The organism is Floridaenema aerugineum BLCC-F46 (assembly GCF_041929345.1).
GTDB classification, from domain to species: domain Bacteria; phylum Cyanobacteriota; class Cyanobacteriia; order Cyanobacteriales; family Aerosakkonemataceae; genus Floridanema; species Floridanema aerugineum.
Genome location: NZ_JBHFNQ010000020.1, coordinates 1 through 24,828 on the forward strand (window position 1 = coordinate 1; position 24,828 = coordinate 24,828).

23 protein-coding genes, 1 pseudogene and 1 riboswitch are annotated in these 24,828 nt (G+C 39.6%); of the genes and pseudogenes, 19 read left to right on the plus strand and 5 right to left on the minus strand.

Annotation, left to right across the window (positions count from 1 at the left end; translation table 11 throughout):
• Nucleotides 1–137: 137 nt before the first annotated feature.
• From ACE1CC_RS36695 to ACE1CC_RS02375, 9 genes and pseudogenes are all read left to right on the plus strand, one after another.
• Nucleotides 138–347 (plus strand): annotated as a pseudogene (locus ACE1CC_RS36695) (tRNA-specific adenosine deaminase); the annotation flags it as partial.
• Between the two features lie 108 nt (nucleotides 348–455).
• Nucleotides 456–1,742: an esterase-like activity of phytase family protein gene (locus ACE1CC_RS02340; protein WP_413268866.1), complete on the plus strand. Its 1,287-nt coding sequence runs from the start codon at nucleotides 456–458 to the stop codon at nucleotides 1,740–1,742.
• Nucleotides 1,743–2,141: 399 nt separating this feature from the next.
• Nucleotides 2,142–2,286, plus strand: a riboswitch (guanidine-I (ykkC/yxkD leader).
• A gap of 107 nt (nucleotides 2,287–2,393) precedes the next feature.
• Entirely contained in the window at nucleotides 2,394–3,599 is a 1,206-nt protein-coding gene (locus ACE1CC_RS02345; protein ID WP_413268867.1) for an agmatinase family protein, read from the plus strand.
• Nucleotides 3,600–3,801: 202 nt separating this feature from the next.
• Entirely contained in the window at nucleotides 3,802–4,185 is a 384-nt protein-coding gene (gene hypA, locus ACE1CC_RS02350; RefSeq protein WP_413268868.1) for a hydrogenase maturation nickel metallochaperone HypA, read from the plus strand.
• On the plus strand, nucleotides 4,169–4,870 hold the full coding sequence (gene hypB, locus ACE1CC_RS02355; protein WP_413268869.1) for a hydrogenase nickel incorporation protein HypB: 702 nt from the start codon (nucleotides 4,169–4,171) through the stop codon (nucleotides 4,868–4,870). Before hypA ends, hypB begins: the two co-directional genes overlap by 17 nt.
• Before the next feature lie 234 nt (nucleotides 4,871–5,104).
• Nucleotides 5,105–6,157, plus strand: coding sequence for an aliphatic sulfonate ABC transporter substrate-binding protein (locus ACE1CC_RS02360; RefSeq protein WP_413268870.1), 1,053 nt, complete (start codon nucleotides 5,105–5,107; stop codon nucleotides 6,155–6,157).
• Between the two features lie 17 nt (nucleotides 6,158–6,174).
• Complete coding sequence (locus tag ACE1CC_RS02365) at nucleotides 6,175–7,020, plus strand: ABC transporter permease (RefSeq protein ID WP_413268871.1); 846 nt, start codon at nucleotides 6,175–6,177, stop codon at nucleotides 7,018–7,020.
• Nucleotides 7,021–7,178: 158 nt separating this feature from the next.
• The gene (locus ACE1CC_RS02370; protein ID WP_413268872.1) at nucleotides 7,179–7,955 is read left to right on the plus strand and encodes an ABC transporter ATP-binding protein; all 777 of its coding nucleotides are present in this window, start codon (nucleotides 7,179–7,181) and stop codon (nucleotides 7,953–7,955) included.
• Between the two features lie 194 nt (nucleotides 7,956–8,149).
• Nucleotides 8,150–9,055, plus strand: coding sequence for an alpha/beta fold hydrolase (locus tag ACE1CC_RS02375; RefSeq protein ID WP_413268873.1), 906 nt, complete (start codon nucleotides 8,150–8,152; stop codon nucleotides 9,053–9,055).
• 448 nt (nucleotides 9,056–9,503) lie between these two features.
• Here the strand turns inward: ACE1CC_RS02375 and ACE1CC_RS02380 are convergent, their stop codons facing one another.
• Nucleotides 9,504–9,704 (minus strand): hypothetical protein, encoded by a 201-nt coding sequence (locus tag ACE1CC_RS02380; RefSeq protein ID WP_413268874.1) that lies wholly within the window; start codon nucleotides 9,702–9,704, stop codon nucleotides 9,504–9,506.
• A 1,041-nt stretch (nucleotides 9,705–10,745) separates the two neighbouring features.
• Here ACE1CC_RS02380 and petC point away from each other — a divergent pair.
• The 7 genes from petC to ACE1CC_RS02415 all read left to right on the plus strand — a co-directional run bounded on the left by petC (nucleotide 10,746) and on the right by ACE1CC_RS02415 (nucleotide 17,103).
• On the plus strand, nucleotides 10,746–11,279 hold the full coding sequence (gene petC, locus ACE1CC_RS02385) for a cytochrome b6-f complex iron-sulfur subunit (protein ID WP_413268875.1): 534 nt from the start codon (nucleotides 10,746–10,748) through the stop codon (nucleotides 11,277–11,279).
• 58 nt (nucleotides 11,280–11,337) lie between these two features.
• Nucleotides 11,338–11,769, plus strand: coding sequence for a protein tyrosine phosphatase family protein (locus tag ACE1CC_RS02390; RefSeq protein WP_413268876.1), 432 nt, complete (start codon nucleotides 11,338–11,340; stop codon nucleotides 11,767–11,769).
• Between the two features lie 59 nt (nucleotides 11,770–11,828).
• Entirely contained in the window at nucleotides 11,829–12,263 is a 435-nt protein-coding gene (locus tag ACE1CC_RS02395) for a NifB/NifX family molybdenum-iron cluster-binding protein (protein ID WP_413268877.1), read from the plus strand.
• 207 nt (nucleotides 12,264–12,470) lie between these two features.
• The gene (locus ACE1CC_RS02400) at nucleotides 12,471–12,923 is read left to right on the plus strand and encodes a DUF2214 family protein (RefSeq protein ID WP_413268878.1); all 453 of its coding nucleotides are present in this window, start codon (nucleotides 12,471–12,473) and stop codon (nucleotides 12,921–12,923) included.
• 23 nt (nucleotides 12,924–12,946) lie between these two features.
• A complete protein-coding gene (locus tag ACE1CC_RS02405; protein WP_413268879.1) occupies nucleotides 12,947–13,936 on the plus strand; it encodes an NAD(P)/FAD-dependent oxidoreductase in 990 nt (329 codons plus the stop codon).
• A gap of 7 nt (nucleotides 13,937–13,943) precedes the next feature.
• Nucleotides 13,944–14,426: a rhodanese-like domain-containing protein gene (locus ACE1CC_RS02410; RefSeq protein WP_413268880.1), complete on the plus strand. Its 483-nt coding sequence runs from the start codon at nucleotides 13,944–13,946 to the stop codon at nucleotides 14,424–14,426.
• An 88-nt stretch (nucleotides 14,427–14,514) separates the two neighbouring features.
• Nucleotides 14,515–17,103: a bifunctional metallophosphatase/5'-nucleotidase gene (locus ACE1CC_RS02415; RefSeq protein WP_413268881.1), complete on the plus strand. Its 2,589-nt coding sequence runs from the start codon at nucleotides 14,515–14,517 to the stop codon at nucleotides 17,101–17,103.
• A gap of 208 nt (nucleotides 17,104–17,311) precedes the next feature.
• Here ACE1CC_RS02415 and ACE1CC_RS02420 read toward each other — a convergent pair whose 3' ends face one another.
• Nucleotides 17,312–17,869 (minus strand): Uma2 family endonuclease, encoded by a 558-nt coding sequence (locus ACE1CC_RS02420; protein WP_413268882.1) that lies wholly within the window; start codon nucleotides 17,867–17,869, stop codon nucleotides 17,312–17,314.
• Nucleotides 17,870–18,010: 141 nt separating this feature from the next.
• Between ACE1CC_RS02420 and ACE1CC_RS02425 the strand changes: the two genes are divergently transcribed.
• Nucleotides 18,011–19,087 carry a DNA methyltransferase gene (locus tag ACE1CC_RS02425; protein ID WP_413268883.1) on the plus strand — a complete coding sequence of 359 codons (1,077 nt, stop codon included), beginning with the start codon at nucleotides 18,011–18,013 and terminating at the stop codon, nucleotides 19,085–19,087.
• On the opposite strand, the gene ACE1CC_RS02430 is transcribed toward ACE1CC_RS02425, so the two are convergent.
• From ACE1CC_RS02430 to ACE1CC_RS02440, 3 genes are all read right to left on the minus strand, one after another.
• A complete protein-coding gene (locus ACE1CC_RS02430; protein WP_413268884.1) occupies nucleotides 19,065–19,982 on the minus strand; it encodes a hypothetical protein in 918 nt (305 codons plus the stop codon). The genes ACE1CC_RS02425 and ACE1CC_RS02430 overlap by 23 nt on opposite strands.
• On the minus strand, nucleotides 19,979–20,242 hold the full coding sequence (locus ACE1CC_RS02435; protein ID WP_459563785.1) for a helix-turn-helix domain-containing protein: 264 nt from the start codon (nucleotides 20,240–20,242) through the stop codon (nucleotides 19,979–19,981). Before ACE1CC_RS02435 ends, ACE1CC_RS02430 begins: the two co-directional genes overlap by 4 nt.
• Before the next feature lie 220 nt (nucleotides 20,243–20,462).
• Nucleotides 20,463–22,154, minus strand: coding sequence for an NAD(P)H-quinone oxidoreductase subunit 4 (locus ACE1CC_RS02440; protein ID WP_413268886.1), 1,692 nt, complete (start codon nucleotides 22,152–22,154; stop codon nucleotides 20,463–20,465).
• A 228-nt stretch (nucleotides 22,155–22,382) separates the two neighbouring features.
• On the opposite strand from ACE1CC_RS02440, the gene ACE1CC_RS02445 reads away from it, so the two are divergent.
• Together ACE1CC_RS02445 and ACE1CC_RS02450 are read left to right on the plus strand one after the other, a co-directional pair.
• Nucleotides 22,383–22,742, plus strand: a complete 360-nt coding sequence (locus tag ACE1CC_RS02445; protein ID WP_413268887.1) for a PDDEXK family nuclease — start codon at nucleotides 22,383–22,385, stop codon at nucleotides 22,740–22,742.
• A gap of 346 nt (nucleotides 22,743–23,088) precedes the next feature.
• Nucleotides 23,089–24,690 carry a diguanylate cyclase domain-containing protein gene (locus ACE1CC_RS02450; protein WP_413268888.1) on the plus strand — a complete coding sequence of 534 codons (1,602 nt, stop codon included), beginning with the start codon at nucleotides 23,089–23,091 and terminating at the stop codon, nucleotides 24,688–24,690.
• Nucleotides 24,691–24,828: the final 138 nt, after the last annotated feature.

Sequence of the window (24,828 nt, forward strand, 5' to 3'; positions counted from 1 at the left end):
ATGGTACTAGTGGTTGCTTAGAGTCCCGGGACATTTCACCCTGATAACTCAGGTCATTGATTCTTGAGGGTTAAAGTAAAATAATTGTTAACTATTTTAGCTTATAAATGACTACAAATTAAGTGAAGTTTTACAATACCACCTGCCAACCTTGCCCAATGTGCGCTACAGCTTGCATTTGGGCTGGAATTTCCGAAATTATTATTGGCGCTTCCATTAAAGATTTAATCCAGTTAGGCGTTCCGCAAATTGACTTAAGTTGCGAAGAAATTATTGCTAAAAGTTTTCGCCAGATCAAAGTTAGTAAAGGGCTTTTAAAATCCGATTGCCTATCATTATTTAAATAGTCTCTTTTCCCTCTTTCTTAACCTTGCCTTGAACAAAAGCTACTTGTTTCTTAACCTAAATTCCTGGGTAAACTCAGGTTGGCGAGAAACACCTGTAAACTTAAAAGTATGGCAGAACTTCAAGGATTCGCTTTATTACCCACAGATACTTTTGCTGGTAGCCCTGCAAAACAACCAGTACAAGGGTTTAGTGGTGTGCAATTTGCTGACAAAGATTCTTTTTGGTTTTTGTCAGACAATGGATTTGGTAGTAAAACGAATAGTACTAATTATTTATTACGTTTGTATCGCCTAAAACCGAAATTTAGAGGTAGTAACGAGGATGGGAGCGTCGAAGTAAAAGAATTTATTTCTTTGTCCGATCCTGATAATAAAATTCCTTTTTTTATTGTTAATGAAGGTACAAAAGAAAGACTATTAACGGGGGGAGATTTTGATCCTGAATCATTTGTTTTTGCGGCAGATGGTACGATTTGGGTAGGCGAGGAATTTGGCCCTTATTTGTTAAATTTCGATCGCACAGGCAAACTTTTAGCAGCACCAATTCCTACACCAACTTTTGCCAATAAGGAAACTTCTGAAATTATCCGATCGCCCGATCATCCAGATGTTTTAGCTGGCAAAACAACATCTAATTTGGAGCGTTCTAGAGGTTATGAAGGATTAGCAATTAATCCGAGTAAAACTAAATTATACGCTTTTTTGGAAGGAGCGGTAACTGGCGATCGACCTGATACACTGCGAATTAATGAATTTGATTTAGCTGCTAAACAATTTACTGGAATTGCTGGGTTTTATCGACTAGAAGCAGCGGGAAATGCGATCGGAGATGTAGCAGTAATCAACGAAAACGAATACCTAGTTATCGAACGGGATACTAAACAAGGAGAAGAAGCCGAATTTAAGAAGATTTTCCAGATAAATTTAGCCGAGAAAGATGCGGAAGGTTATGTTGCTAAAACCGAAATTGCCGACTTACTAAATATTCGAGATCCGCAAGACTTAAACCGTGATGGTAGCACGAGTTTTCGCTTTCCTTTTGTGACGATCGAGAATGTTTTAGTGATTGACAAAAATACTATTTTAGTTGCCAACGATAATAACTTTCGAGGCGGTGCAGGACGACCACCAGAACCAGATCAAAATGAGTTTTTGCTGCTAAAATTAGACAAACCTCTAAATGTCGATCCGCGAGGGGAAATTGGTGCAATTGAGGTAAAAAATTTCGGATCAGCTACCAAAAGTATTGATTTCGCTTCAGGGAGTTTAGCGACTTTTTTGGTAGCAGTGATGATTTGGCGAATTATCAAAATGTGGAATTGGCGATCGCTTAATAAAGCCAAACCTTCATTTACTAGTAAAAACCCGCCACATAATAAAGACAGTAAAACTTAAATAACCAAACACAGTGACCCAATCTAGCCAGTTATCAGAATTAATTAGCATTCGATCGTTCAATTTATTTCCTTATATATAATACTCCTAAATTCAGTTTCTTTCTTTGTGTCCTAATTCGCTATCGCGAATCGCTACGCTACCGTGTCTTCGTGGTTCAATAAAAAAAGATTTTTTGAACCGCGAAGACGCGAAGAGCGCGAAGGAAAGACGAAGAAGTTCCTGGACTGACGCAAAGCCTCCATCCTTCGGGTGCGTTAACTAAGCGTGTAACGCACCATTCCACCATATTTAGCGTCGCTGCGTAAGTCCTGAGTTCAGAAAAAAACATCATTTTGTAACTTGTGTTACAGAAGATTGAAAATTTTGGTGTAAATTTCAGATTAGAGTAACCCAAAAATTAGTAGCTTCTAGGGTTCCGGTTTGGATAAGACAACGAGAAAGTATAGCCAAACGCAGGTCCGAGAGAAGCAGCTGGCAAACCTCAGAATTTTTTATTTATAAGGATTAGCTAGCCACACGGAGGGAGAAAAGCCCGGGAGAAAAGCACCAGTTAAAGAAGCTGCGGCTTAGTTCTCCTGGGCTTTCTCTTTGGCTTTCAGGAGACAAGCTAGAAAATCTAGTTGTTTTGCAAGTATTTAAGGTGTCCCAATGACTGAGAATCCTTCAGAAAATCCCTTATTTAATAGCCCTAACTCGAATAACGGACATAGACCAAGTGAAGCACAACGAGCTTTAGAAATGGAAGCAAGGTTGCCGTTAACAGGTTGGCAGCAGGAAGTATCGCAAGGGCTGGAATATGGATTAGAAGCAGCTGAGAGTATTCGCGATCGCACTATTCCCACTTTCTCTCGCGGCGAACTCCCCCACTACGCAGGCATCAACACCTTCATGAAAGCACCTTATTTAGAAGATGTGCGAAGAGTTGGGGAATACGATGTGGCAATAGTCGGTGTACCTCACGACTCAGGAACCACCTATCGTCCGGGTACAAGGTTTGGCCCACAGGGAATTCGCCGGATTTCTGCATTGTACACTCCTTACAACTTTGAGTTAGGGGTTGATTTGCGCGAACAAATTACCCTGTGCGATGTTGGCGATATTTTCACCATTCCCGCAAATAACGAAAAGTCATTTGACCAAATTTCTAAAGGTATTGCTCACATTTTCAGTTCTGGCGCATTTCCAATTATTTTAGGCGGCGACCATTCGATCGGCTTCCCCACAGTTAGAGGTATTTGTCGTCACTTGGGAGACAAAAAAGTTGGTATTATTCACTTCGATCGCCACGCCGACACCCAAGAAACCGACCTCGACGAAAGAATGCACACCTGTCCTTGGTTCCACGCCACCAACATGGTAAACGCCCCAGCGAAAAACTTAGTACAGTTGGGAATAGGAGGTTGGCAAGTTCCCCGTCAAGGCGTGAAAGTTTGCCGGGAACGCGCCACCAACATCCTCACCGTTACCGACATTGTGGAAAAAGGAATCGATGCCGCTGTTGATTTTGCCTTAGAAAGAGCACTCGACGGAACCGACTGCGTATACATCAGCTTCGATATTGATTGCATCGATGCGGGATTTGTGCCCGGTACAGGTTGGCCCGAACCAGGCGGTTTATTACCCCGTGAAGCCTTAAGTTTACTAGGAAAAATTATCCAAAAAGCCCCAGTGTGCGGTTTAGAAGTAGTGGAAGTTTCCCCTCCCTACGACATCAGCGACATGACCTCACTCATGGCAACTCGCGTAATTTGCGACACAATGGCACATTTAATTGTTTCAGGTCAACTACCCCGCAAACAAAAACCCGCTTACATTCACCCAGAAGCACAACCTCAGCTTGTCGCCTGGACTTGATGGAATGGGGAGATGGGGGGATGGGGAGATGGGGAGATGGGGGGATGGGGGGATGGGGAGATGGGGAGATGGGGAAGTTAATTAACTCAAAACTCAAAACTCAAAACTCTCGAAACTCTTCCCAACTCAAAACTCAAAACTCCCCCAAACTCTCCCCAAACTCTCCCCAACTCAAAACTCAAAACTCAAAACTCCCTAAGCTATGCACGAAACAGACATGACCAAGGCGTTAATTGTGACTGTGCGGAAATGGTGGTCAGAACAACCGGAAAAACCCCAAATTTCCCAGGTTCATCTTACAGTTGGCAAGTTTACTTGTGTGGAACCTGTGAGTTTACAATTCGCTTTTGAAGTTCAGACTCGCGGAACTTTTTTAGAAGGAGCAAAATTAGTAATTCAAGAAACTCCTTTAATTGCTTTTTGTCATCATTGCCAACAAGAATATCACCCGGAAATCGGGATTCAATATGCTTGCCCGACTTGTCGATCGCCAATGGAAGACATACGTTCGGGTAGGGAATTAAAGATCGATCGAGTTGAATATAGTTCTGATTCTGTGGAAAGTAATTATGCACCAAACATTTGACGCTGCTTTAGGAATTAATTTGCTCCATGCTAATCAAGAAGGGGCAGACCATAACCGCGAACATTTTGATGAGTGGGGAATTACTTGTTTTAATGTGATGAGTAGTCCCGGTGCTGGAAAAACTGCTTTGCTAGAAAAAACTCTAGCTGTATTAACAAATGAATATAAAATAGCCGTGATTGAAGGCGATATGACGACGGAATTAGATGCCGATCGTCTCCGCAAATACAACGTTCCGGTAATTGCCATTAATACAGGTCGTTCTTGTCATTTGGATTCTAAAATGGTGTCTGGGGGAATTCATCGGTTAGCAAATGAATACAACCCTTCAGAATTTGATTTAGTCTTAGTCGAAAATGTGGGAAATTTGGTTTGTCCTGCCGAATTTGAAGTAGGAGAACACGCCAAAGTTGCCCTATTAAGTGTGACTGAAGGAGAAGATAAACCGCTGAAATATCCGGTAATGTTTCAAGAAGCAGATTGTTTGTTAATCACCAAAATGGACTTAGCACCCCATTTAGATGTTGATGTCAATCAAATAATTGCAAATGTCCGCCAAATGAATCCTCATGTAACGATAATTCCCGTTTCTGCCAAAACTGGAGAAGGGTTAGATATTTGGTTTGATTGGGTACGTTCTCAGTTAACTAAATCTGCCAAACAGCAATTATCAGTTGTTCATTAAAAACTAAACTTAGATCCCCGACTTCTTGAAGAAGTCGGGGATCTGGAGAGAGATTTTAGTCTGTTGCACAGGCTCAATCTTTCCTGCTTCTAAAAAGTGTTCAGAATCTCGAATTAATTAACTAATTTGTAGCACAAATAACAAAGCGGTGACTACTTTTTCTGCTACACATAATTCACTGCTATCAAAAAGTATCAATGACGAAATGAAGAAATCTGTCTCAAGGTAGATGTTATGAAAGTGCGATCGCTCCTTTCCTACTGCATCCTTTTTTTTGTTACCTTCAGCCTAGCCGTAGGTTGCGTTAATCCAGCAGTTTACATCAAAACAACTAACGAAGTTGACTCTACTGCATCTTCAACTAATGTTAATGCCGTCCGTTTAGGATTTAGTGCTTGGCCCGGTTGGTTTCCTTGGCAAATTGCCCAAGAACAAGGCATTTTTAAAGCAAATAATGTTCCTGTAGACCTCAAATGGTTCGACGGATATCTGGAATCTATTAACACTTTAACTGCCGGACAAATAGATGCTAATAGTCAAACTTTAGGAGATACAGTTAACTCTGTTTCCGGTGGTGCAGATAAAGTAATTGTGCTAGTAAATGATAACTCTACTGGTAATGATAAAGTAATTGTCCGAGAAGGCATTAATTCGGTTGCTGATTTAAAAGGAAAAAAAGTTGCTGCTGAAGAAGGAACAGTCGATCATTTTCTATTACTTTTAGGATTAAAAAAAGCAGGTTTATCGCCAAAAGATATTCAATTTGTTCCGTTAGAAACAGGTCAAGCAGCCGCAGCATTTGTCGGCGGACAAGTTGATGCAGTGGCAGTATTTGCGCCTTTTACAACTCAAGCATTAAAGCGTCAGGGTAGTAAAGAATTATTCAGTTCAAAAGACTTTCCGGGAGCAATTTCTGACCATTTAGTAGTTTCGCGCAAGTTTTTGCAAGAAAAACCCGAACAAATTCAAGCATTAGTTAATTCCTGGTTTGCCACCTTGGAATATATGCAAAAAAATCCCGAACAATCTTATGAAATAATGGCAAAAAGAGCAGGTGTTCCCGTATCTGAATATAAAGAATACGCTGATGGCACTCGCATTTTTACTATTGAAGAAAACCTAAAAGCTTTTCAACCAGGAAATGATTTGAATTCTTTGCAATTCGCTGCCCAAGAAATGAGTAAATTTCTCATAGAAGTGGGACTAGCAAAAAGCCAACCTGATATTACTAAAATATTTGACGATCGCTTTGTCAAAGCCTACGCCGAACAAGTGAAAAAATCATAAACTATGGAACTTTAACCATGAATGAAACTCCTAGCTCAATTAGAGACTATATCCGACCAAAAAAAATCAAACCCACAGTTTTTTGGCGGCTGGCTGAAGATATTCCCAAACCTCTAAATACAGCATTAATTATTACTTCAATTGGTGCGCCTTTGTTACTTTGGTGGTTAGTAACTACCTTCGGAAACATTGACCCAAAATTTTTACCTTCACCTGCCAAAGTAATGGAAGCATTTGGCAGATTATGGAGCACTCGCGAACTGCTGAAAGATACGGTGGCAAGTCTGTGGCGCGTCGGTGTGGGGTTCTCTTTAGCAGCATTAGTTTCTATTCCAATTGGCATATTAATGGGAAGTTTCCCCAGTATTCGCGCCTTATTAGAACCGCTGTTTGGGTTAATGCGTTATATGCCTGCGCCAGCTTTTATTCCCCTGCTAATTTTATATTTGGGAATCGGAGAAGAACCGAAAATTACCCTCATCTTTATCGGAGTTTTCTTCTTCAACTCCTTGATGGTAATGGATACGGTAAAATTTGTATCAAAAGATTTGATTGAAGCGACTTATATTTTAGGAGGCGATCGCAAACAAGCCCTATTACAAGTAATTTTTCCCCACGTCTTACCGGGAATCATCGATGCTTGTCGCATCAACTTAGCAGCAGCTTGGCAACTAGTAATTGTTTCCGAACTAATTGCCGCAACCGAAGGTTTAGGTCGTCGCATTAGTGTAGCAGGTAGATTTCTCAGAACCGATGAAATCTTCGTCGGACTAATAGTAATTGGAGTAATTGGATTATCTTTCGATCTATTTTTCCAATATCTCTTAAGAGTTTCCTGTAAATGGGCAAGTCAAAAACGCTGAGATAGGCAGAGGGGAGGAACTAAAAGTTTTTGTCCCAACAGATTCTGCAATTTAAAGACAAGAATTCTAACTAAATTGTAAATACTTCTCTTTCTTTCCTTCGCGTTCTTTGCGTCCTTTGCGGTTCAAAAAAAAGACAAATTAATGAGGCTAAATCTATGTATTTGCAAATTAACAATCTGAACAAAGATTTTCAAACCAAGAACGGTACTTTAGTCGTCCTAAAAGACATTAACATGACGATTAAACAAGGAGAATTTATCTGCGCTGTTGGGGCATCTGGTTCAGGTAAATCTACTTTATTGCGGCAAATAGCAGGACTTGATAACCCTACTTCTGGAGAAGTAAGAATTGATGGTGAAGTAATTACTGGGCCGGGGCCCGATCGCGGAATGGTATTCCAACACTATACACTTTATCCTTGGATGAATGTGCAGGAAAACACTGAATTTGGATTGAAGCTTCAAGGCGTACCAAAAAAGATCAGAAGAGAGCAAGCAAGCTATTATTTAAGTGTGGTGGGATTGACTAATTTTGCTAAGTCATTGCCTAAAGAATTATCGGGGGGAATGAAACAACGTGCAGCGATCGCACGTGCCCTAGCTTCCGAACCAAAAGTGTTATTAATGGACGAACCTTTCGGCGCATTAGATATTCACACCAAAGAGTCAATGCACGAATTTATGTTAGACCTTTGGAAAAGAACAAAAATCACCATTTTTATGATTACTCATGATGTGGAAGAAGCTGTATTTCTCTCGAATCGAATTTACGCTTTAGGGGCACGTCCTGGTACAGTCAGAAAAGAAATTACCGTTAAATTACCCGATCGCACCCACAACGTTAAACGTCAAAGTGTTTTCCATGACTACCGAGATGAACTAATGGAATTATTACGTAAACATGGACAAGAAGCTGTAGCAGTTGCAGCCTAAAAAGTAAGGTACAAGTTTGTAAGGTGCGTCGCAATCCAAAAACTGGTTAAATCACAATAATCAAAGTCTGACGCACCCTACGAATCAACTTTTTTTAACCGATTGATTTCCTAAAATTGCACCTTAGAGTGATGCAAATTCTTCAGAGTTACTGACAAAATAGAAAAAGTGAACTCAGAAGAAGAGGTTTATCGATGTTTATACCACCTGGTTTTGGAGAGCGATCGGTCAATACCTTTTTAGGCGAAATGGTTTACTATACAGCCGTTGACCAACCTTGGGATAAAAATGGCACCAAAGAAAGCGAAAACACACTAGTTTTTTTCCACGCTTTTGGCGGCGGTTCTTCCGCTTATGAATGGTCTAAAGTTTATCCCGCCTTTGCTGCTGAATATCGAATTTTAGCACCTGATTTAATTGGTTGGGGGCGTTCTAATCATCCAGCTAAACGTTATCATACTGACGAATACATTAAAATTATTCAGGAATTCATCCAAAAAACTTGCGATAACCCAGTAACAGTTATTGCCTCTGGATTAACTGCTGCTTTTACAATTCGGGCAGCAATTAATCGGCCTGAACTATTCAAGTCATTAATTTTAGTTACTCCCGCAGGTTTAGCAGAATTCGGCACAGATTACAGTCAAAGTATCTCTGCAAAAGTTGTCAAAATCCCTCTGTTAAATCAAGTACTTTATAATACTGGAGTTGCTTCCGGTTTGGGCGTTCGCAGCTACTTAGAACAACGGCAATTTGCTCATCCAGAACGAGTTTATCCAGAAATTGTTGATGCTTATTTAGAATCTGCTCAACAGCCAAATGCTGAATACGCAGCCCTCTCATTTGTCAGTGGTGATTTATCTTTTGATTTAGCAGAATACATTAATCAACTCACTGTTCCCACAGCAATTATTTGGGGAAGAGAATCAGAATTTACAGGGCCAGAAATCGGTCGTCGTTTGGCAGAAATGAATCCGCAAGCAATTCGTTTCTTTTATCATTTAGATGATGTTGGTTTTACTCCGCAATTAGAACTTCCCTCTGTGACTATTGGCCTAATTCGGAAATTTTTACCTTTGCTAGATACAGAACAATCTTAATGATAGATAACCTCCAAATGCCATCTGCTAGGCAGGCTTAGTTTCTGCAACCCCAGGTTTCAACCTCTGGGAAAAAGAGGGTTTTCCAAACACTGCCTTCTGTACCTTAAGTTCTAATGCTTGAGATTGATGTTACTCGTTTAATTTCCAGTTATCTTAATGATTGTGAATCAATTGGGGTCAGCTTATATAAAGACCCTAACTATAAAATCTACTTTTTTAGAGACATATCGATAAAGCCAACTCAGATTTTTGGAGTTGGCTTTAATCATTTTGCAGGTAAACAAATTTTCCGACCATGACTTCCCGGAACTCGCCGGAGTTGTAGCTAAAACCGCTAATGAATGCAGACATTCAAATATTTCAATATGGCTTAACAGATGTGAACAGGTTTGAGGGAATAAATCATGATGGGAAAGATTTTCTACCATTCCATCTACTGTTTCTCTTATTTTAGTAGCCTAGTTACTCGCACGTCGTATTCAATACCCTGTGGATGGTCGGTTCTAGCTTGTAACCTTGCTAAGTTATCGGCTGTTTGTTTAGATTGTGCATCAATCTCGTAGCGTGTTGTTTCCCTGCGACAGTTATCGGTTGTTGGTTCAAGATATTCTTTGATATCAACCAAAACCTCATAAGTGTGATTCATTTTGGGTGCCTCCTCGTTTGCTTGTAAACGATCGAGATTTATAGAAATTAGTATAGGTACACTGGAGGGAGCAATCTTTAAATGAATACAATTCTTATCAACTCTTTATGTTTTACTCAATAAAGTAATTTTTCTAAATTTTTAACTTTAAAAAGAGTTGTTAAGAAATATTAAACCTAACTGTGCAATAAGCTTCTAGAGCAGTGCGAGCGAAATAATCATTAGTCATCTGCACAAAGATAGATATTTTTGCATAATTCTTTCAGCTAATTTATAATTAGCTGTTAAGGAAAATTTTTTGGGAAAATAAGCTAGTAGATAATGGTATTTCTTTTATCAAGAAAAGAGTTGATCCACTCCTAAACGAGTGATTGGATTACAACCAAATCAACCTAATTATCGGATTTTAATAGTTGAAGATATCGAAGAAAATCGTCAATAACTTCCGCTTCGATGTAATCTTAGAGTTAACTGAAACAATTCTTCCTTCAGAGGTATCAGCAAACCACCCTTCTGGGTGAATCGCTTTGGGTCGAAGTTGTTAATAATGGAATCAAGGTTAAAGAGTTATCTGCTTCTATTCCCTAATTCTATATTTAACTAAAAGCCTATCTCTAAATTTAGAGGTAGGCTTAATTATTACACATCTTTAGGAATCGTTGTAGAGACGTTGTATACTCTACAATCTATACAACGTCTCTACAATCTTTGAAAGGAGATGTCTATTGGATGGGAGCATTTAAGCGATCGCCATCGGACGAGTAATCGATCCGGTAGCACCTTTAACTCTAATCGGAGTGAGAATATAGGCAAATTCGGAAATCCGATCGCTATTCCCCGAACCCAATAATTTGCCAAAATTTTATCTTTTTTTAACCGCTCTGTCTCTGCAAGGGTATCAAATCCGATCTAAAATGAAGTTGACTTAATAGCTATTTGGTAATATAGTTGTTAATAAGTGTAAAGTCGATACAGGCTTGGCGATCGTCAAAGCCATTGACACAGAAACGAGTAATACCCTCAATTAAGGAAAAAACAAATATGGATAACAGCCTTCCGATAGATAACCCTTCGATGTCCCGAAGGCAATTGCTCAATTTTTTGACTGGTAGCGTCATTGCTTCCACTGCTGGAGCCGCACTTTATCCAGTAGCAAAATATTTTATTCCTCCAGCAGAAAGCAACGCTGGAGGAGCAATTATCGCCAAAGATAAATTAGGAAATCCAATTCCTGCCAGCCAAATTTTAGCCGAACCAGCGGGAACACGCGCCTTAATAGCAGGATTAGCAGGAGAACCAACTTATTTAACAGTCAAACAAGATGGCACGCTAGAAAATGTCGGAATTGTCGATAATTGTACCCATTTAGGTTGTACATTTCCTTGGAATGAAATCGACCAACAATTTCAATGTCCTTGTCACGGTTCTCGTTACAGTGCTGACGGTTCTGTATTGCGTGGTCCGGCTCCTTTACCACTCAAAATAGTTCATGTTGCAGTTAAAGACAATAGCATTTGGATTTCACCTTGGACAGAAATTGACCCTCGAACTGGAGAAACTCCTTGGTGGGTTTAATCAACTTAAATCTGGTCATTGAACTGCAGATAAATTAGTCCACAATAGAAAAGAAGAAATGTTTCAAAGCGTCACTGAATCCTTAGCCATTGGTAATGTTGTCTCGCCGGAAGAATTGAGAGAAATTTCCCAAAAAGGTTACAAGACAATCATTGATTTATGTACTGCTCCCGAAGGCTACCAACTGAAAGCAGAAGCAGTGGAAAAATTAGGGTTTAATTTAATCAGCATCCCAGTTGATAAACAAAAACTAACCCCAGAAATTTTACCAGCTTTTATGCAAGCGGTTAATTCTTCACCTCAGCCTATTTATACCCGCTGCGCGTCAGGTTTACGAGCCGGAATTCTGACTTTACTAACATTAGCCATTCAAGAAAGTTGGACGAAACAGCAGTATTTGGAAAGAAGAGACGCTTTAGGAATTAAACATCAACCAGGTTGTTTGTTAGCGGCTTTTGCTGAAGAATACTTTCAAGTGCAAAGCGTCTAATACCAGAAAGTAAAAGGTTTCACACTAAATCATGAATGCTTTATTAGCAAGGAGAAACTGTGAAAATTGCTCTATCTAGTCAAAACACAAAATCTATTACTGGACACGCTGGACAGTGCCAAAAATTTTGGATTTATGAAGTTAATGGCACAGAAGTTATCGACAAGAAGCTTCTAGAAATATCAAAGGAACAAACCTTTCATAATAGCGATCCTGACCTACCCCATCCTTTAGATGATGTGCAAGTTTTAATATCTGGAGGAATGGGAAAAAATCTATCCCGTCGATTGGAAAATAAAGGAATTGAAGCGATTGTTACGAAAGAAACTGATTTAGAGAAAGCGATCGCAGATTATCTAAACGGTTCTTTAATCCGAGAAGTTGCTGAATGTCATGAACACGATCATGAGCATGAGCATCATCACAAACATCAACATCAACACCAGCATAGACATCAACATCAACATGGTCAAGAATGCCAGCATAGTAGTTGATAACTGAACCTGGATGAATAGACATCTCTAATAACTCTTGTAGGGCAGGCATCCTGCCTGCCTTATATATTCTTTGTTGGAGAGGTCTAATCAACTTTTGTAGATTTCCAGGTAAAAATCACTGACCTAATTTCATTAAACTGGGGAATTTTTTCCCCACTAAGAATTTCCCATCTCATTTACGGAGTAACAAGTAAAATTATAACTATGTGGACAAGTTCGATCGTTGCTTATCTGCATTACTTAGGATTCATGTTAGCTTTTGCCGCCCTTACAGTTGAAATATTCAACTTAAAAACAGAAATCACCCTTGATGAAGCTAAAAGAGTCGCCTTTGCTGATGCAGCTTATGGCGCAGCTGCCACAATGATTTTGATTACTGGAATATTGAGAGTTCTTTACTTTGGTAAAGAAACTGATTACTATTTAAGCAATCCATTTTTCTATGCGAAAATCGGTGTTTTCATTATCGTTAGTCTACTTTCCCTTTATCCAACATACACCTTTTTAACCTGGATTAAAAATTTCCAAATAGGTAAGCCGCCAACTTTAGAAAATGCTCAAGTTAATCGATTATCTTGGCTAATTAAAGGTGAATTGTTAGGATTTACTTTGATACCATTATTAGCAGCATTGATGGCAAGAATTAATAGTTTGTAGTTCGAGTTAATGGAGTCAATTTTATGCAAATTTCCCAGAAAAATTTATCAGAAAAACAAGATCTAATTTATGATGTAATCGTGGTTGGTGGTGGTGCTGGTGGACTTTCTGCTGGTATTTACTTGCAACGCTACCGCCTGTCTTCACTAATTATTGACAAAGGCAAAGCACGCTCTTTTTGGATGCAGGAATTACACAACTATTTAGGCTTACCTCCAGACACACCTGGTCGCGTTTTACTGCAAAAAGGTAAAGAGCATTTTCTTTCATTAGATGGTGACTTACTCAATGGTTATGTAGAACAAGTAATTGATGAGGGAGAAACCTTTTCAGTGCGAGTAAAAGTCGGTCGGCAAAATAGTGTTTATCCCGTATTTCGTACTAAATACTTAATTGCGGCGAGTGGCATTATTGATAAGTTACCCATGTTAGATGATATGCAGAATGTTTATGAATATGCTGGGTATAATCTGCACGTCTGCATGATTTGTGATGGTTACGAAATCATCGATAAAAAATGTGGTTTGTTTGTCGGAAGTGAAGCTAACATTCCCTTAGTAGAAAGTGTTAGTTGGTTTACTCCTAAAATTACTGTTTTCACTCATGGCGCGTTTACTGTAAGTGAAGAAATGCGTCTGCGATTAAAGAGTTTAGGCTATCAATTAGTTGAAACTCCAATCAAGCAGTTTTTAGGGGAAAATCATCAAATGAATGGAGTGGAATTGGTAAATGGTGAAACAGTTGAACTAGAAACGGGTTTAATTGCAATGGGTTCACATTATCACAATACTTACCTGCAAGGAATTACCCTGGAAATGCAAGGTAACAACTTGGTGACAGATAAAATGGGGAGAACTTCACATCCGCGAATTTTTGCCATTGGGGATTTGAAAGTAGGGTTAAATCAAGTCATAGTTGCTGCGGGAGATGGTGCGTTAGCAGCAACAGAAATTTGGCGAGAAATTCGGCGTAATGCGGGTGCTAAACCTTGGTTAGAAAATTTATCGGCTTGAGGTAAAGATGCGAAAAGTTTTACTTAATTTATTTGCCAGCTTGTTACTTTTTGTTCTACCTGTTTGGCTAATCAATGCGCCATCAATGTTAGCAGCGTCGTTAGGTAATGAAGTTGGGGAAAGTAATGTGGTAGAAGCGATCGATCGCTTCCTCACCTCCATTCCTAATAACTATTACACAATTCAACAAGTAGACAAACTTAAAAGTATCAGCAAAAGCAAAAATGCTCTATTAGTTGATGTCAGAGAACCTAGTGAATTCAATTCTGGACATATCCCAGGTGCGATTAATATTCCTTTACGAACTTTAACGCAAAATCTCGATCGAATTCCCCAAAATCGTCCGGTAATTCTCTACTGCACAACAGGTTATCGCACTGCAATGGGAGTGATGTCTTTAGAAATGCTAGGATATCACAACGTTTCCGGTTTTCCTCCGAGTATTCAAGGTTGGAAAGCAGCAGGAGAACCTTTAGAAAGGTCTTATTGAATCATTTACCTAATTTCATAACCTCTAGATAAAAACATCTTAACCATGCCATGAGACGATTAGCAATTTGTGTAAGGAAGCTAAACTTATGGCATTACAAATTTCCAGCATATTTGACAGTCGTTCTTACCTAGCAGAAAATCTAGATGTTGCCGTTGCTGCTAGTAGAGGCAATTTACCAGGGGGCCCATTACAACACTTTCTCCGCTTTGGACAATTTGAAAGTCGCGATCCTAGTAGTTTTTTCAACACTAACTTTTACTTACAAAGAAATGCAGATGTCCGACTTGCGGTAAATGCAGGTGTTTTCCGCAGCGCTTTTGAACACTTCATCGCTGCCGGACAATTTGAAGGTCGCGATCCGAGCACTCTTTTTAATAGTAATTTTTATTTACAAAGAAATCCAGATGTTCAACAAACTGTAAATAATAGAAGTATCAGAAGTGCTTTAACACACTTCATTGACTTTGGACAATTGGAACAACGTCAACCCAGCATAGAGTTTAATCCCAGTTTTTATTTACGACAAAATCCCGATGTTCAAGCAGCAGTTACAGTTGGTACTATTGGTAGTGCTTTCCAGCATTTTGTTCAGTTCGGCAGATCGGAAGGTCGGCCTGGGGGAGTAGGAACAGTTCCCGGCAGTTTCTCACTTCAGTTATTGCACGCTTCCGACTTTGAAGGGGGAGTTTCTGCATTAGATGATGCGCCGAGAATGTCATCTGTAGTTAATGGTTTGCGATCGCAATTTCCCAACAATACCCTATTCCTTTCTTCCGGCGATAATTACATCCCAGGCCCATTTTTTGCCGCTAGCAGCGACCCCTCTTTAAGACCAGTTTTAGGCAGAGAAGATATCGGTCGCGGTGATATAATCATCCTCAATGCAATGGGTGTGCAAGCTAGCGTTTTTGGCAACCACGAATTTGACCAAGGTACAAGACAAGTTAGGACTTTAATTGCCAGCGATCGAGGATATCCCGGCACAAGTTTTCCCTATTTAAGCGCCAATTTAAACTTTGCTCCTGATGCCAACTTGCGGGATTTAGTAGTACCAGATGGGCAAGAAGCCAGCACTATTCCTAATAGTATTGCTAAAAGCACTGTAATTACAGTTAATGGCGAAAGAATTGGGATTGTTGGTGCAACTACCCCCACATTGCGAAGCATTTCTGCACCAGGAGATGTAGGAGTTTTACCAGAAAATCCTCAAGATTTAGACGCTTTAGCTGCCACAATTCAACCATCAGTTGATGCTTTAACAGGACAGGGAATAAACAAAGTTATTCTGTTGGCACACTTGCAACAATTAGATCTGGAATTAAATTTAGCTCCCAGGTTGCGAGATGTAGATATAATAGTGGCTGGTGGTTCGCATACATTGTTATCTGATTCTAGCGATCGCTTAAGAGCAGGAGACACATCAGGCGGCACTTATCCCCTATTAAGAACCTCCGCAACAGGCGAACCAATAGTAGTAGTAAACACCACCAGTAACTATAAATATGTCGGTCGTTTAGTTACTGAATTCGATGCTCAAGGCAGAGTAGTTACCCAAAGTTTAAATCCTGACATTAACGGTGCATACGCCACAGATCAACAAGGAGTAGTTGCCACAGGAAACGCCGCCCCAAATGCCAAAGTTGTGGAAGTAACCCAAGCACTAAAAACCGTCATTAATACCAAAGACTCACAAATTTTCGGACGCACTAGTGTTTACTTAAATGGTGAAAGAAACTCAGTGCGTACCGAAGAAACAAACTTAGGAAATTTAACCGCAGATGCTAATCTTGCTGCTGCTAGAACAGTCGATCCTTCAGTAGTAATTTCCCTCAAAAATGGCGGTGGAATTCGGGAAGCTATTGGTGCAGTTATTGGCGCAGGTGGCAACGATCCAAATGCCGGACAAAAGATTCCTCCAGTAGCTAATCCTAGCGCAGGTAAAGAAGCAGGTGAAATTTCTCGCCTCGACATTGAAAACAGTTTGAGATTCAACAATCAGTTAACCTTGTTAACATTAACTGCCCAACAATTGCAACAAGTAATTGAACATGGAGTAGCTGATAGTGGCCCAGGAAGAACCCCCGGACGTTTTCCCCAAGTAGCAGGAATTGCATTTAGTTTCGATCCTAATCGACCAGCGGGAAATCGAGTAGTATCTTTAGCTGTTAAAGATGCTAACGGAAATACCACCGATGTGGTAGTACAAAATGGGCAATTAGTTGGCGATCCAAATCGTACTTTCCGCACCGTTACATTAAACTTTTTAGCTGGTGGTGGTGATGGTTATCCCTTCCCCAATTTCCCTGCAATAAATCAAGTAGAAACAGGCATTGGCGAACAAACGGCATTAGCAAATTATTTAACCCAAAGATTTGCTAATACTCCTTTTAATGTTGCAGATGTAGGAGTAGCGCAAGACACCAGAATTCAAAATTTAACAGCCAGAAACGACACAGTAATTACGGTAACTTCCGCAGCACAATCATTGTCAAATCTGCAATTATTTAATGATAATTTTGGAGTGACAGATTCTTCAATGAACATTTTGGCACAAAGTTTTGCCGATTCTTTAAGTGGAATTTTGTCTAGTTATGCGGAAGTTTCAATGAGTAATCAACCAGAACTTGTGTTGAATTCTAATTTGCTAAATATGACGGAAACTAATTTGTTTTAGTTGATAGATTGCTTCGAGTTGAAATTCCAGGCTAATAGCTAAATCCCGCCTGCGATTCAAATCGCAGGCTAATAGCTAAAGTCCACTTAAGTGGACTGAAATTTTTAGATATTTGCTAAAAATCGATAAACCATTCTAAATCATCTGTGTTTATCTGTGTTTATCTGTGTTTCATCTGTGGTAAAAATTAGCTTTTATATCTTAATTTTTACTGCTGCGGATTCATCAGTTGTTGCACTTGAATTTGTACATCTGGAAAAGCAACAGGAGACACCAACCCAGTTTTGAAAGTTTGTTCTGTGGTATAGCGCCCATTCTCTAAATCTCGAAAAACTTTAAGTGCCCTATCCTGAAGATTTACAACCCAATATTCAGCGATACCCGCTTCGCCATAAATTGCTTTTTTCTCGTTTAAATCTTTACCAAGAGTAGTGTTGGAAAACTCAATCAGCCAAAAAATGTCATCGGGATAGGGATGATGTTCTAGATAAACTGCTCCCAATGGTTTTACAATTGCTAAATCTGGAATTGGTTCCGAGTCATTGGGTAGAGTGATGGGGTGCGCTTCACGAATTTTCGCCCGATTTCCTAGCAATACCCGTAAATAATCCCCAACTTCGCTATTGTAGTAAGCGTGAGGTTCTCGTTCTGGTGGCATAACTACAATATCTCCGCGCAATAACTCAACAGGCTGATCGTCAAATAGTCCTGCATCGATCGCACGATGATAACGTTCAATTGTCCATTTGTAAGTAGTAAAACTCATAGCAATCAAATAGCTTTTTAATATTATGAAGTGATTACAGGTTAAATGACGAGGGACTTTGTAGCTATACAAATATCCCAAAAGGGGATAAAGTCGATAAAGTCGTGATTACTTAATTCTCAAAGCTACCTAAATAGTTAAATGAGCCTGCCTAATCCAGAGTCGAGTTCCCACAAAATTTTGAAACATAAGGCTACTAGCACAGTTGGTCGTGGAAAAGTAGTCAAACTTGACACTAACTTAAATATTTCTGTATGGAGTGATGAATATGTTGCTTTGTATCTAGGCGATAGTCTAGAACACTATAGTAATTGGGAGCAGCCTACTGTCATTGTTTCAGATGGAGCTTACGGTATTCTTGGTTTTGAAGGAGACACTTCAGACCATCTTGATTTACCTCATTGGTACGAACCTCATATTCAGGCATGGTCAAACGCTGCGATGCCATCTACAACTCTTTGGTTTTGGAACTCGGAAATAGGCTGGGCTGTTGTACATCCTGTTTTAGAAAAATACGGTTGGCGCTACGTTAATTGCAATATTTGGAATAAGGGAAAAGGACACATAGCAGGAAATGTTAATACGGAGAAAATTCGTAGGTTTCCTGTAGTTACTGAAGTATGTGTTCAATATGTGCGAGAAGTTAAGGTAAATGGATTGACGTTAAAAGCATGGTTACTAGATGAATGGAAACGCTCTAAACTACCGTTAAAACGAGCAAATTATGCCTGTGGTGTAGTAAATGCTGCAACTAGAAAATATTTTGATCAAGGACACTTATGGTATTTTCCACCTCCAGAAATGTTTGAAAGGCTAGTGAACTACGCAAATGAGCATGGCAACCCGGAAGGAAAACCTTATTTTTCTTTGAATGGCAACCAACCCTTGAAGGGAGAGGAATGGAGTAAGATGCGATCGAAGTTTAAATGTCCTCACGGTTTTACAAATGTTTGGCAACGACCAGCATTGCGAGGCGATGAAAGAGTTAAAACTTCATCTGGCAAAGCAGTCCATCTCAATCAAAAACCTCTTGACTTAATGAGCATTATCATTGAATCATCATCTGATGAAAAAGATGTAATTTGGGAACCTTTTGGAGGTTTATTTAGTGCATCACTGGCAGCGCGTAAGCTAAAACGGAGAGCATATTCTTGTGAACTTGATCCTGACTATTTCTCTTATGGTGTGAAGAGATTTAATCAAGAAGTTCATCAATAGTCTCTTCTCTAATTTCTAAATAAATTTGTAAAGCTCTCTTGATGCTTTCCTCTCGACGACTTGATAAAAGTTTATTCCATTTGCCAACTGTCATACCTGCAATTTCAGCATTGTAGACAAGTTTCTTAAATTCTTCGATTTCTGGATGTACTATTCTATCCATTTTGGCAAAATTGGTGTCTAGTCGATAAGTGTATCGCGTTAATAACTGACGAAGAAGACGCTGATATTCTCTAGTTGGCTTATAGAGTTTTCCTTCAACACCCCATGACTCAACTATTTTTTGAGCTTCTAAAAACTCTTCCTTAGATCCCTGAAACTTATAACCATTGGTGTTAGTTTGTTGTAGATTTGCTGTTCTTTGAGTTGTATCTTCCGGCTCCAAAACAAGGTAATCTGGTGGATTATGATAATGGTTATCTCTAGCTATAGCTACAGACAAACCGGAGATAACACATACATCAAATATGCGAGGTTTCCCATAAATAACTTTCTCAGGTAGCCATGCCAACATCACAACATAGGTCTGGTCAAACTGAAAGTGGTTCTGGCTATCTTTGAAACGTGCTGTTATTTCAGTTGCTAATGGAAACCATGCTTTAATTTCTAATCCAGGTGTCGGTTGAACCTCACCAATGAATACAGTATCAGGAAAACCAGGATCTTGTCTTTGCCATTTGCCAAAATTGGAAAACTGATTATGCTTATTCAAAAATTCAACAGTGTTAAATTCAATTAGATTACCAACTAACGGTGAAAGTTTAGAAATTACTTTAGCTAAATTTACTGCTGCATCCACAGACACAGGTTTAGATATATCTAAAACGTCAAAAATATGACCTGATAAACCATCAAGATATTGAGTTGCAAGTCTAATTACTTCCTGTGTGTTCATGTACTTCCCTCATGGGATATATTAGTTATTTCTTGCTCAACTCTCCTAAGAATTTCACAGGGATCTACTTCCATTGCACGGGCAATTAACAGGAATTCAATTACATCTAATCGTCGTTCACCGTTCTCATATTTAGCCACAAAAGATTGTGGTTTTTTAAGAGATTTAGCAAGAGTTGCTTGAGTTAATTGAGCTTCTTTACGGGCTGCAATCATACATCGCCTGAATATGTGATACTCATGGCTGAAAACAGATTTCATTGTGTCTTAGCTTTAACAGTAGATATTTTCCAAACATGATAAACCTATTTTAGGATAATCCCAAACTGGGATAATTATTTATTCAATCATGGTTTGATATTTAAAAATTCAACTTTAATCGCCATTCCACCACAAAAAAACGATCGCCCTCTCCCCACAAACAAGAAAGAACGATCGCCAAACATTCAACACAATTCAACACAAGTAGAAAATGAAAACCTTACTTCACAATTCCCGGAACCGTAGCGATTTCTGTTTCGAGAATTTGCGGAGAACTTAAAAACCCTTTCGCATAAATTTGGCGATTGCTTTGAGCAATTTGGGTGTAAGACTGACGGACTTCAGCATTTACTGCCACAGTTTTGGCATCGTACAATTTGGTAGCTAATTTCGGATAGAAACCTATACCGATAATCAGAATCAAAAAGCTAGCAGCGATGAAGATTTCGCGGGGACTTGCATCTCTAAAGTGAGCATTTGCAGGTAAAACGCAGCTAGTACCAAAACAAACTGCTTCTTGATCTCCCGAACCTTTGACAGTTTCATTACCCAAATTACAAGTAGGTGCTGCACCAGAGTTAAAGAAGATTTGTCGCAGCATCGAAAGCAAGTAGATAGGAGTGAGAATCACACCCACTGCGGCGAGGAAAACTGTAACGGTGCGGAAAGTAGAACTGTAGATATCGCCAGTAGTTACACCCACGAAAACCGAGAGTTCGCTAGCAAAACCGCTCATTCCAGGGAGTGCTAAAGATGCCATTGCGCCTGCGGTGAACAGTGCAAAAACTTTTGGCATTGCTCGACCAATTCCGCCCATTTCATTTAATGCTAGGGTATGAGTGCGATCGTAAGTCACACCAGCCAAGAAGAACAACACCGCAGCAATTAAACCGTGAGAAATCATTTGCAGCATTGCACCACTCACACCTAAATCAGTGTAGGAAGCAATACCCAGCAACACAAAACCCATGTGAGAAACGGAAGAATAAGCGAGGCGGCGCTTCATGTTAGTTTGACCAAAAGAAGTCAAAGCGCCATAAACAATATTGACAACACCAATGATTGCTAAAACTGGAGCAAAGTAAACATGAGCATCATTGAGCATTTCCATGTTCAAGCGAATTAACCCATATCCGCCCATTTTCAGCAACACACCAGCCAAAATCATCGACACAGGAGCGGAAGCTTCACCATGAGCGTCAGGTAGCCAGGTGTGCATCGGGAAAATCGCGAGTTTAACACCGAACGCAATCAGTAAACCCGCATATAGTAAGAGTTCTAGTACTAATGGGTAATTCCTTGTGGCGAGTTCTGCCATATCAAAGGTGAGATTGCCACCGCCATAAAGCCCCATTGCTAAGGCTGCTACGAGGATAAATATAGAAGCTAGTGCAGTATAAATGATGAATTTTGTAGCTGCGTAACGGCGTTTTGGGCCACCCCAGATGGAGACGAGCAAGTAAACGGGAACTAGTTCTACTTCCCACATGATGAACAGCAGGATCAAGTCTTGAGCAACGAAAACCCCAATCTGTGCCGAGTACAGCAGCAGCATCAAGAAGTAGAAGAGGCGGGGTTTGCGATCGACTTGCCAAGCTGCCAAAATCGCTAAAGTAGTCACTAAACCTGCCAAAAGCACCAGCGGTACGGATATTCCATCCACCGAAACTGCCCAGTTAATCCCTAACTGCGGCACCCAAGCATACTTTTCCGCCAGTTGAAAAGAAGCATTGCTCGGATCGTAATGCTTCCAGAAGGCATAGCACATTAAAACAAAATCTGCAATACCTACGCCAAGAGCATACCACCGCACGCGCTTGCCCTCTTTGTCGGGCAATACGGGAATGAGCAGGGATGCTACCAGGGGGAGCAGGACGATCGCAGTGAGCCAGGGAAATTGAGCCTCTATCATGGCCTTGAGCAAAAATACTTATTTAATCGATGTTTATATTGTATTAAACTTCGTAACAATTTAGTAACATTTTTTGATAAAACTTTTCCTCCCATAGGTATATAGACTTATCTATAGTTGGGAAGATGAGGAGATGGGGGAATACAGCTTGGCTAAATGGCGATCGATCCCTGAAAGCCGAAAGGATGGATTAGGTAAGCTGGTGATCAGAGTAGGGAAATTTCGGTCATGGCAGTAACGCTAGACAAAACAAAAGACCAACGGCTAGTCCACTCTGGGATGACCTGGCAACAGTTCAAGTTACTTCAGGAAAGCTTTGCTGACTCACCAGGAATTAGGTTGGCTTATTACAAAGGAGAAATTGAAATCTTGACAGTTTCCCCCGAACACGAATCAATCAGTCGCATGATTGCGTTTTTACTCTGCCAATACTTTCTTGCCAAAAACATTGAATTTAACCCATTAGGCAGCTTTACCCAAGAAAAGGAAGAGGAAGTTTCCGCGCAAGCTGACGAATCATTTGCCATCGGTAGCGCCACAGCGACTAAACCCGATCTAGTTGTAGAAGTAATATTTAGGGCTTGCTGAAAAAGTAATAAAAAAGGAACAGAATGATGAACTAGCTAATGGACTAAGAGTGATAAATAAGTTTTTTTAGAATTAATTAATTCTAAATTACACTGTAAGTGAGACTTAAACCATATTCATCTGGTTTAAGTCTCAACTACTACCAGAACTCCTTATGGAACTTTGAAGCTATAAACGTTCTCAGAGCTTGCATTTTCTTCGCTCTTTCTCAATCCCCAGAAATACTAATATTTCTTGAAGGGATTAACCGCTCTATGTATATACGTTGTAGACAGCAAACTTTTAGCTCTTTTCCATCTCTTGAGTTCGCTTGATTCGTACCGCTTTGAACGCTTACGATTAAACTATGTGTAATTCATTTAGGCTAAAGTTAGGTCTTTCAATTATATTATTAACAGTAGGAATTAATATTACCAGTTTTTACTACTTTTATTCGATTACTTCTAATCTAGTGAAGCGTCAAATTACAGAACATCTTAAAGCTGTTGGGAGTAACAGTACTTTTTTATTTAGCAAAAAAGATCGGGAAATGATCGTCAAGCTCAAAACAGAGATTAACAAGCAAGCTCAATTTTCTAGGGTGGATCTGCAAAAATTACCACCAGGCGGCACAATGAATAGTCTGACACCTGAAAATATTCGTAAATTTCAGTCTACAAAAGAATTTATACGTCTCTCTCAAATTATTAGAAAAATTCTCCATGCCAGTCTAAATAAAGTAACACCGTTAAAAGACTTTTATCCAAAACCCAAATATTTAGTCGTTCCAGATTCGATTGTACCTTATATTATGGTTCCAATTCCAGAGTCACCCGATCGCAAAATTCTCAAAATTCTGGTCGCACCTCATCCCGATCCAGATGGAAAGAATTGGCTAGGGAATCCAATTGGCAATCTTTATGTCTCCAACGATCCAGTCTTCGCTCTAGCTTTTAAAACAGGTGAAATACAGGTTACAAAAAACTATTATACAGATAGTTTTTATACTTGTATGACTTCTGCTGTTCCTATTAAGGATCAACAGGGTCAAACCATTGCTATTCTTGGCTTAGATTATGTAGTAGGAAGTCCACAAGACGAAATCAGAAAGTTACAACATATCTCTGTCACTATAATTACTATTAGTTTTATTTTCTCCATCTTACTTTCGCTCCTTTTGGCTCGACATTTAGGGTATCCGATTAAACAGCTACAAATCGCCGCTAAAAAAGTACAGTCCCAAAATTATGATGTAACGGTAGATCTAAAACGTAAAGACGAATTAGGTCAACTTGCAGAAATTTTCAATTCAATGGTCGCGGATATACGTAGCTATGCAACCCTGCTAGAGAAAAAAGTCGAGCAAAGAACCGAAGAATTATCCATTGCTAAAGACAAATTAGAATTAGCTAATCTACAATTAAAATTAATCGCCAATTCAGATAGTTTAACCCAAATTGCTAATCGCCGACGTTTTGATGATTATTTAGCTATTGAATGGCAAAGACATCGCAGGGAAAAACAACCCTTGTCACTGATTTTAATTGACATTGACTATTTTAAAAAATACAACGATCATTATGGACATCAAAGAGGCGATGACTGTTTAATTCGGATCGCCCAAACCTTGGTGCAAGTAGCTCGCAGGGCAACGGATTTAGTCGCCCGTTATGGTGGTGAAGAATTTGCTGTGATTTTACCAAATACTAATATTGAATATGCCTTAGTCGTAGCAGAAAATATGAGAATGACAGTAGAAGCTCTAACCCTTCCTCATATTAAATCTGATGTTAGTCAATATGTCACTCTAAGTCTAGGGGTAGCTAGTCTTATTCCTACGAGAGCAAATAAGTTAGAAGATTTAATCGCACAAGCTGATAATGCTCTTTATTCTGCCAAAAATAGTGGACGCAATCGCTGTTGTCCCAGATCTAGCGAAGCTGTGTTAGGAGATCATAGTGATTTATGACCGAAAATAATGGGATACAAGCCCCGTCCTTCGAGGATGGCTTTTTATTGCCCATTTTTCAATTCCATGCTATCATAATAGTTGATATCCATTAATTCAGTATCAGTCGTGTTTGTCTACGAGTTTAAGGTCTACCCT

Bases quoted from the DNA above. Each gene is read 5' to 3' on its own strand.
- ACE1CC_RS02390 (WP_413268876.1), top strand. From the start codon at position 11,338: ATGTTTCAAAGCGTCACTGAATCCTTAGCCATTGGTAATGTTGTCTCG.
- ACE1CC_RS02365 (WP_413268871.1), top strand. From the start codon at position 6,175: ATGAATGAAACTCCTAGCTCAATTAGAGACTATATCCGACCAAAAAAA.
- ACE1CC_RS02445 (WP_413268887.1), top strand. From the start codon at position 22,383: ATGGCAGTAACGCTAGACAAAACAAAAGACCAACGGCTAGTCCACTCT.
- ACE1CC_RS02360 (WP_413268870.1), top strand. From the start codon at position 5,105: ATGAAAGTGCGATCGCTCCTTTCCTACTGCATCCTTTTTTTTGTTACC.
- ACE1CC_RS02440 (WP_413268886.1), bottom strand. From the start codon at position 22,154: ATGATAGAGGCTCAATTTCCCTGGCTCACTGCGATCGTCCTGCTCCCC.
- ACE1CC_RS02405 (WP_413268879.1), top strand. From the start codon at position 12,947: ATGCAAATTTCCCAGAAAAATTTATCAGAAAAACAAGATCTAATTTAT.
- ACE1CC_RS02435 (WP_459563785.1), bottom strand. From the start codon at position 20,242: ATGAAATCTGTTTTCAGCCATGAGTATCACATATTCAGGCGATGTATG.
- ACE1CC_RS02400 (WP_413268878.1), top strand. From the start codon at position 12,471: ATGTGGACAAGTTCGATCGTTGCTTATCTGCATTACTTAGGATTCATG.
- ACE1CC_RS02430 (WP_413268884.1), bottom strand. From the start codon at position 19,982: ATGAACACACAGGAAGTAATTAGACTTGCAACTCAATATCTTGATGGT.
- ACE1CC_RS02370 (WP_413268872.1), top strand. From the start codon at position 7,179: ATGTATTTGCAAATTAACAATCTGAACAAAGATTTTCAAACCAAGAAC.
- hypA (WP_413268868.1), top strand. From the start codon at position 3,802: ATGCACGAAACAGACATGACCAAGGCGTTAATTGTGACTGTGCGGAAA.
- ACE1CC_RS02425 (WP_413268883.1), top strand. From the start codon at position 18,011: ATGAGCCTGCCTAATCCAGAGTCGAGTTCCCACAAAATTTTGAAACAT.
- ACE1CC_RS02380 (WP_413268874.1), bottom strand. From the start codon at position 9,704: ATGAATCACACTTATGAGGTTTTGGTTGATATCAAAGAATATCTTGAA.
- ACE1CC_RS02420 (WP_413268882.1), bottom strand. From the start codon at position 17,869: ATGAGTTTTACTACTTACAAATGGACAATTGAACGTTATCATCGTGCG.
- ACE1CC_RS02375 (WP_413268873.1), top strand. From the start codon at position 8,150: ATGTTTATACCACCTGGTTTTGGAGAGCGATCGGTCAATACCTTTTTA.
- ACE1CC_RS02340 (WP_413268866.1), top strand. From the start codon at position 456: ATGGCAGAACTTCAAGGATTCGCTTTATTACCCACAGATACTTTTGCT.
- ACE1CC_RS02410 (WP_413268880.1), top strand. From the start codon at position 13,944: ATGCGAAAAGTTTTACTTAATTTATTTGCCAGCTTGTTACTTTTTGTT.
- hypB (WP_413268869.1), top strand. From the start codon at position 4,169: ATGCACCAAACATTTGACGCTGCTTTAGGAATTAATTTGCTCCATGCT.
- ACE1CC_RS02450 (WP_413268888.1), top strand. From the start codon at position 23,089: ATGTGTAATTCATTTAGGCTAAAGTTAGGTCTTTCAATTATATTATTA.
- petC (WP_413268875.1), top strand. From the start codon at position 10,746: ATGGATAACAGCCTTCCGATAGATAACCCTTCGATGTCCCGAAGGCAA.
- ACE1CC_RS02415 (WP_413268881.1), top strand. From the start codon at position 14,515: ATGGCATTACAAATTTCCAGCATATTTGACAGTCGTTCTTACCTAGCA.
- ACE1CC_RS02345 (WP_413268867.1), top strand. From the start codon at position 2,394: ATGACTGAGAATCCTTCAGAAAATCCCTTATTTAATAGCCCTAACTCG.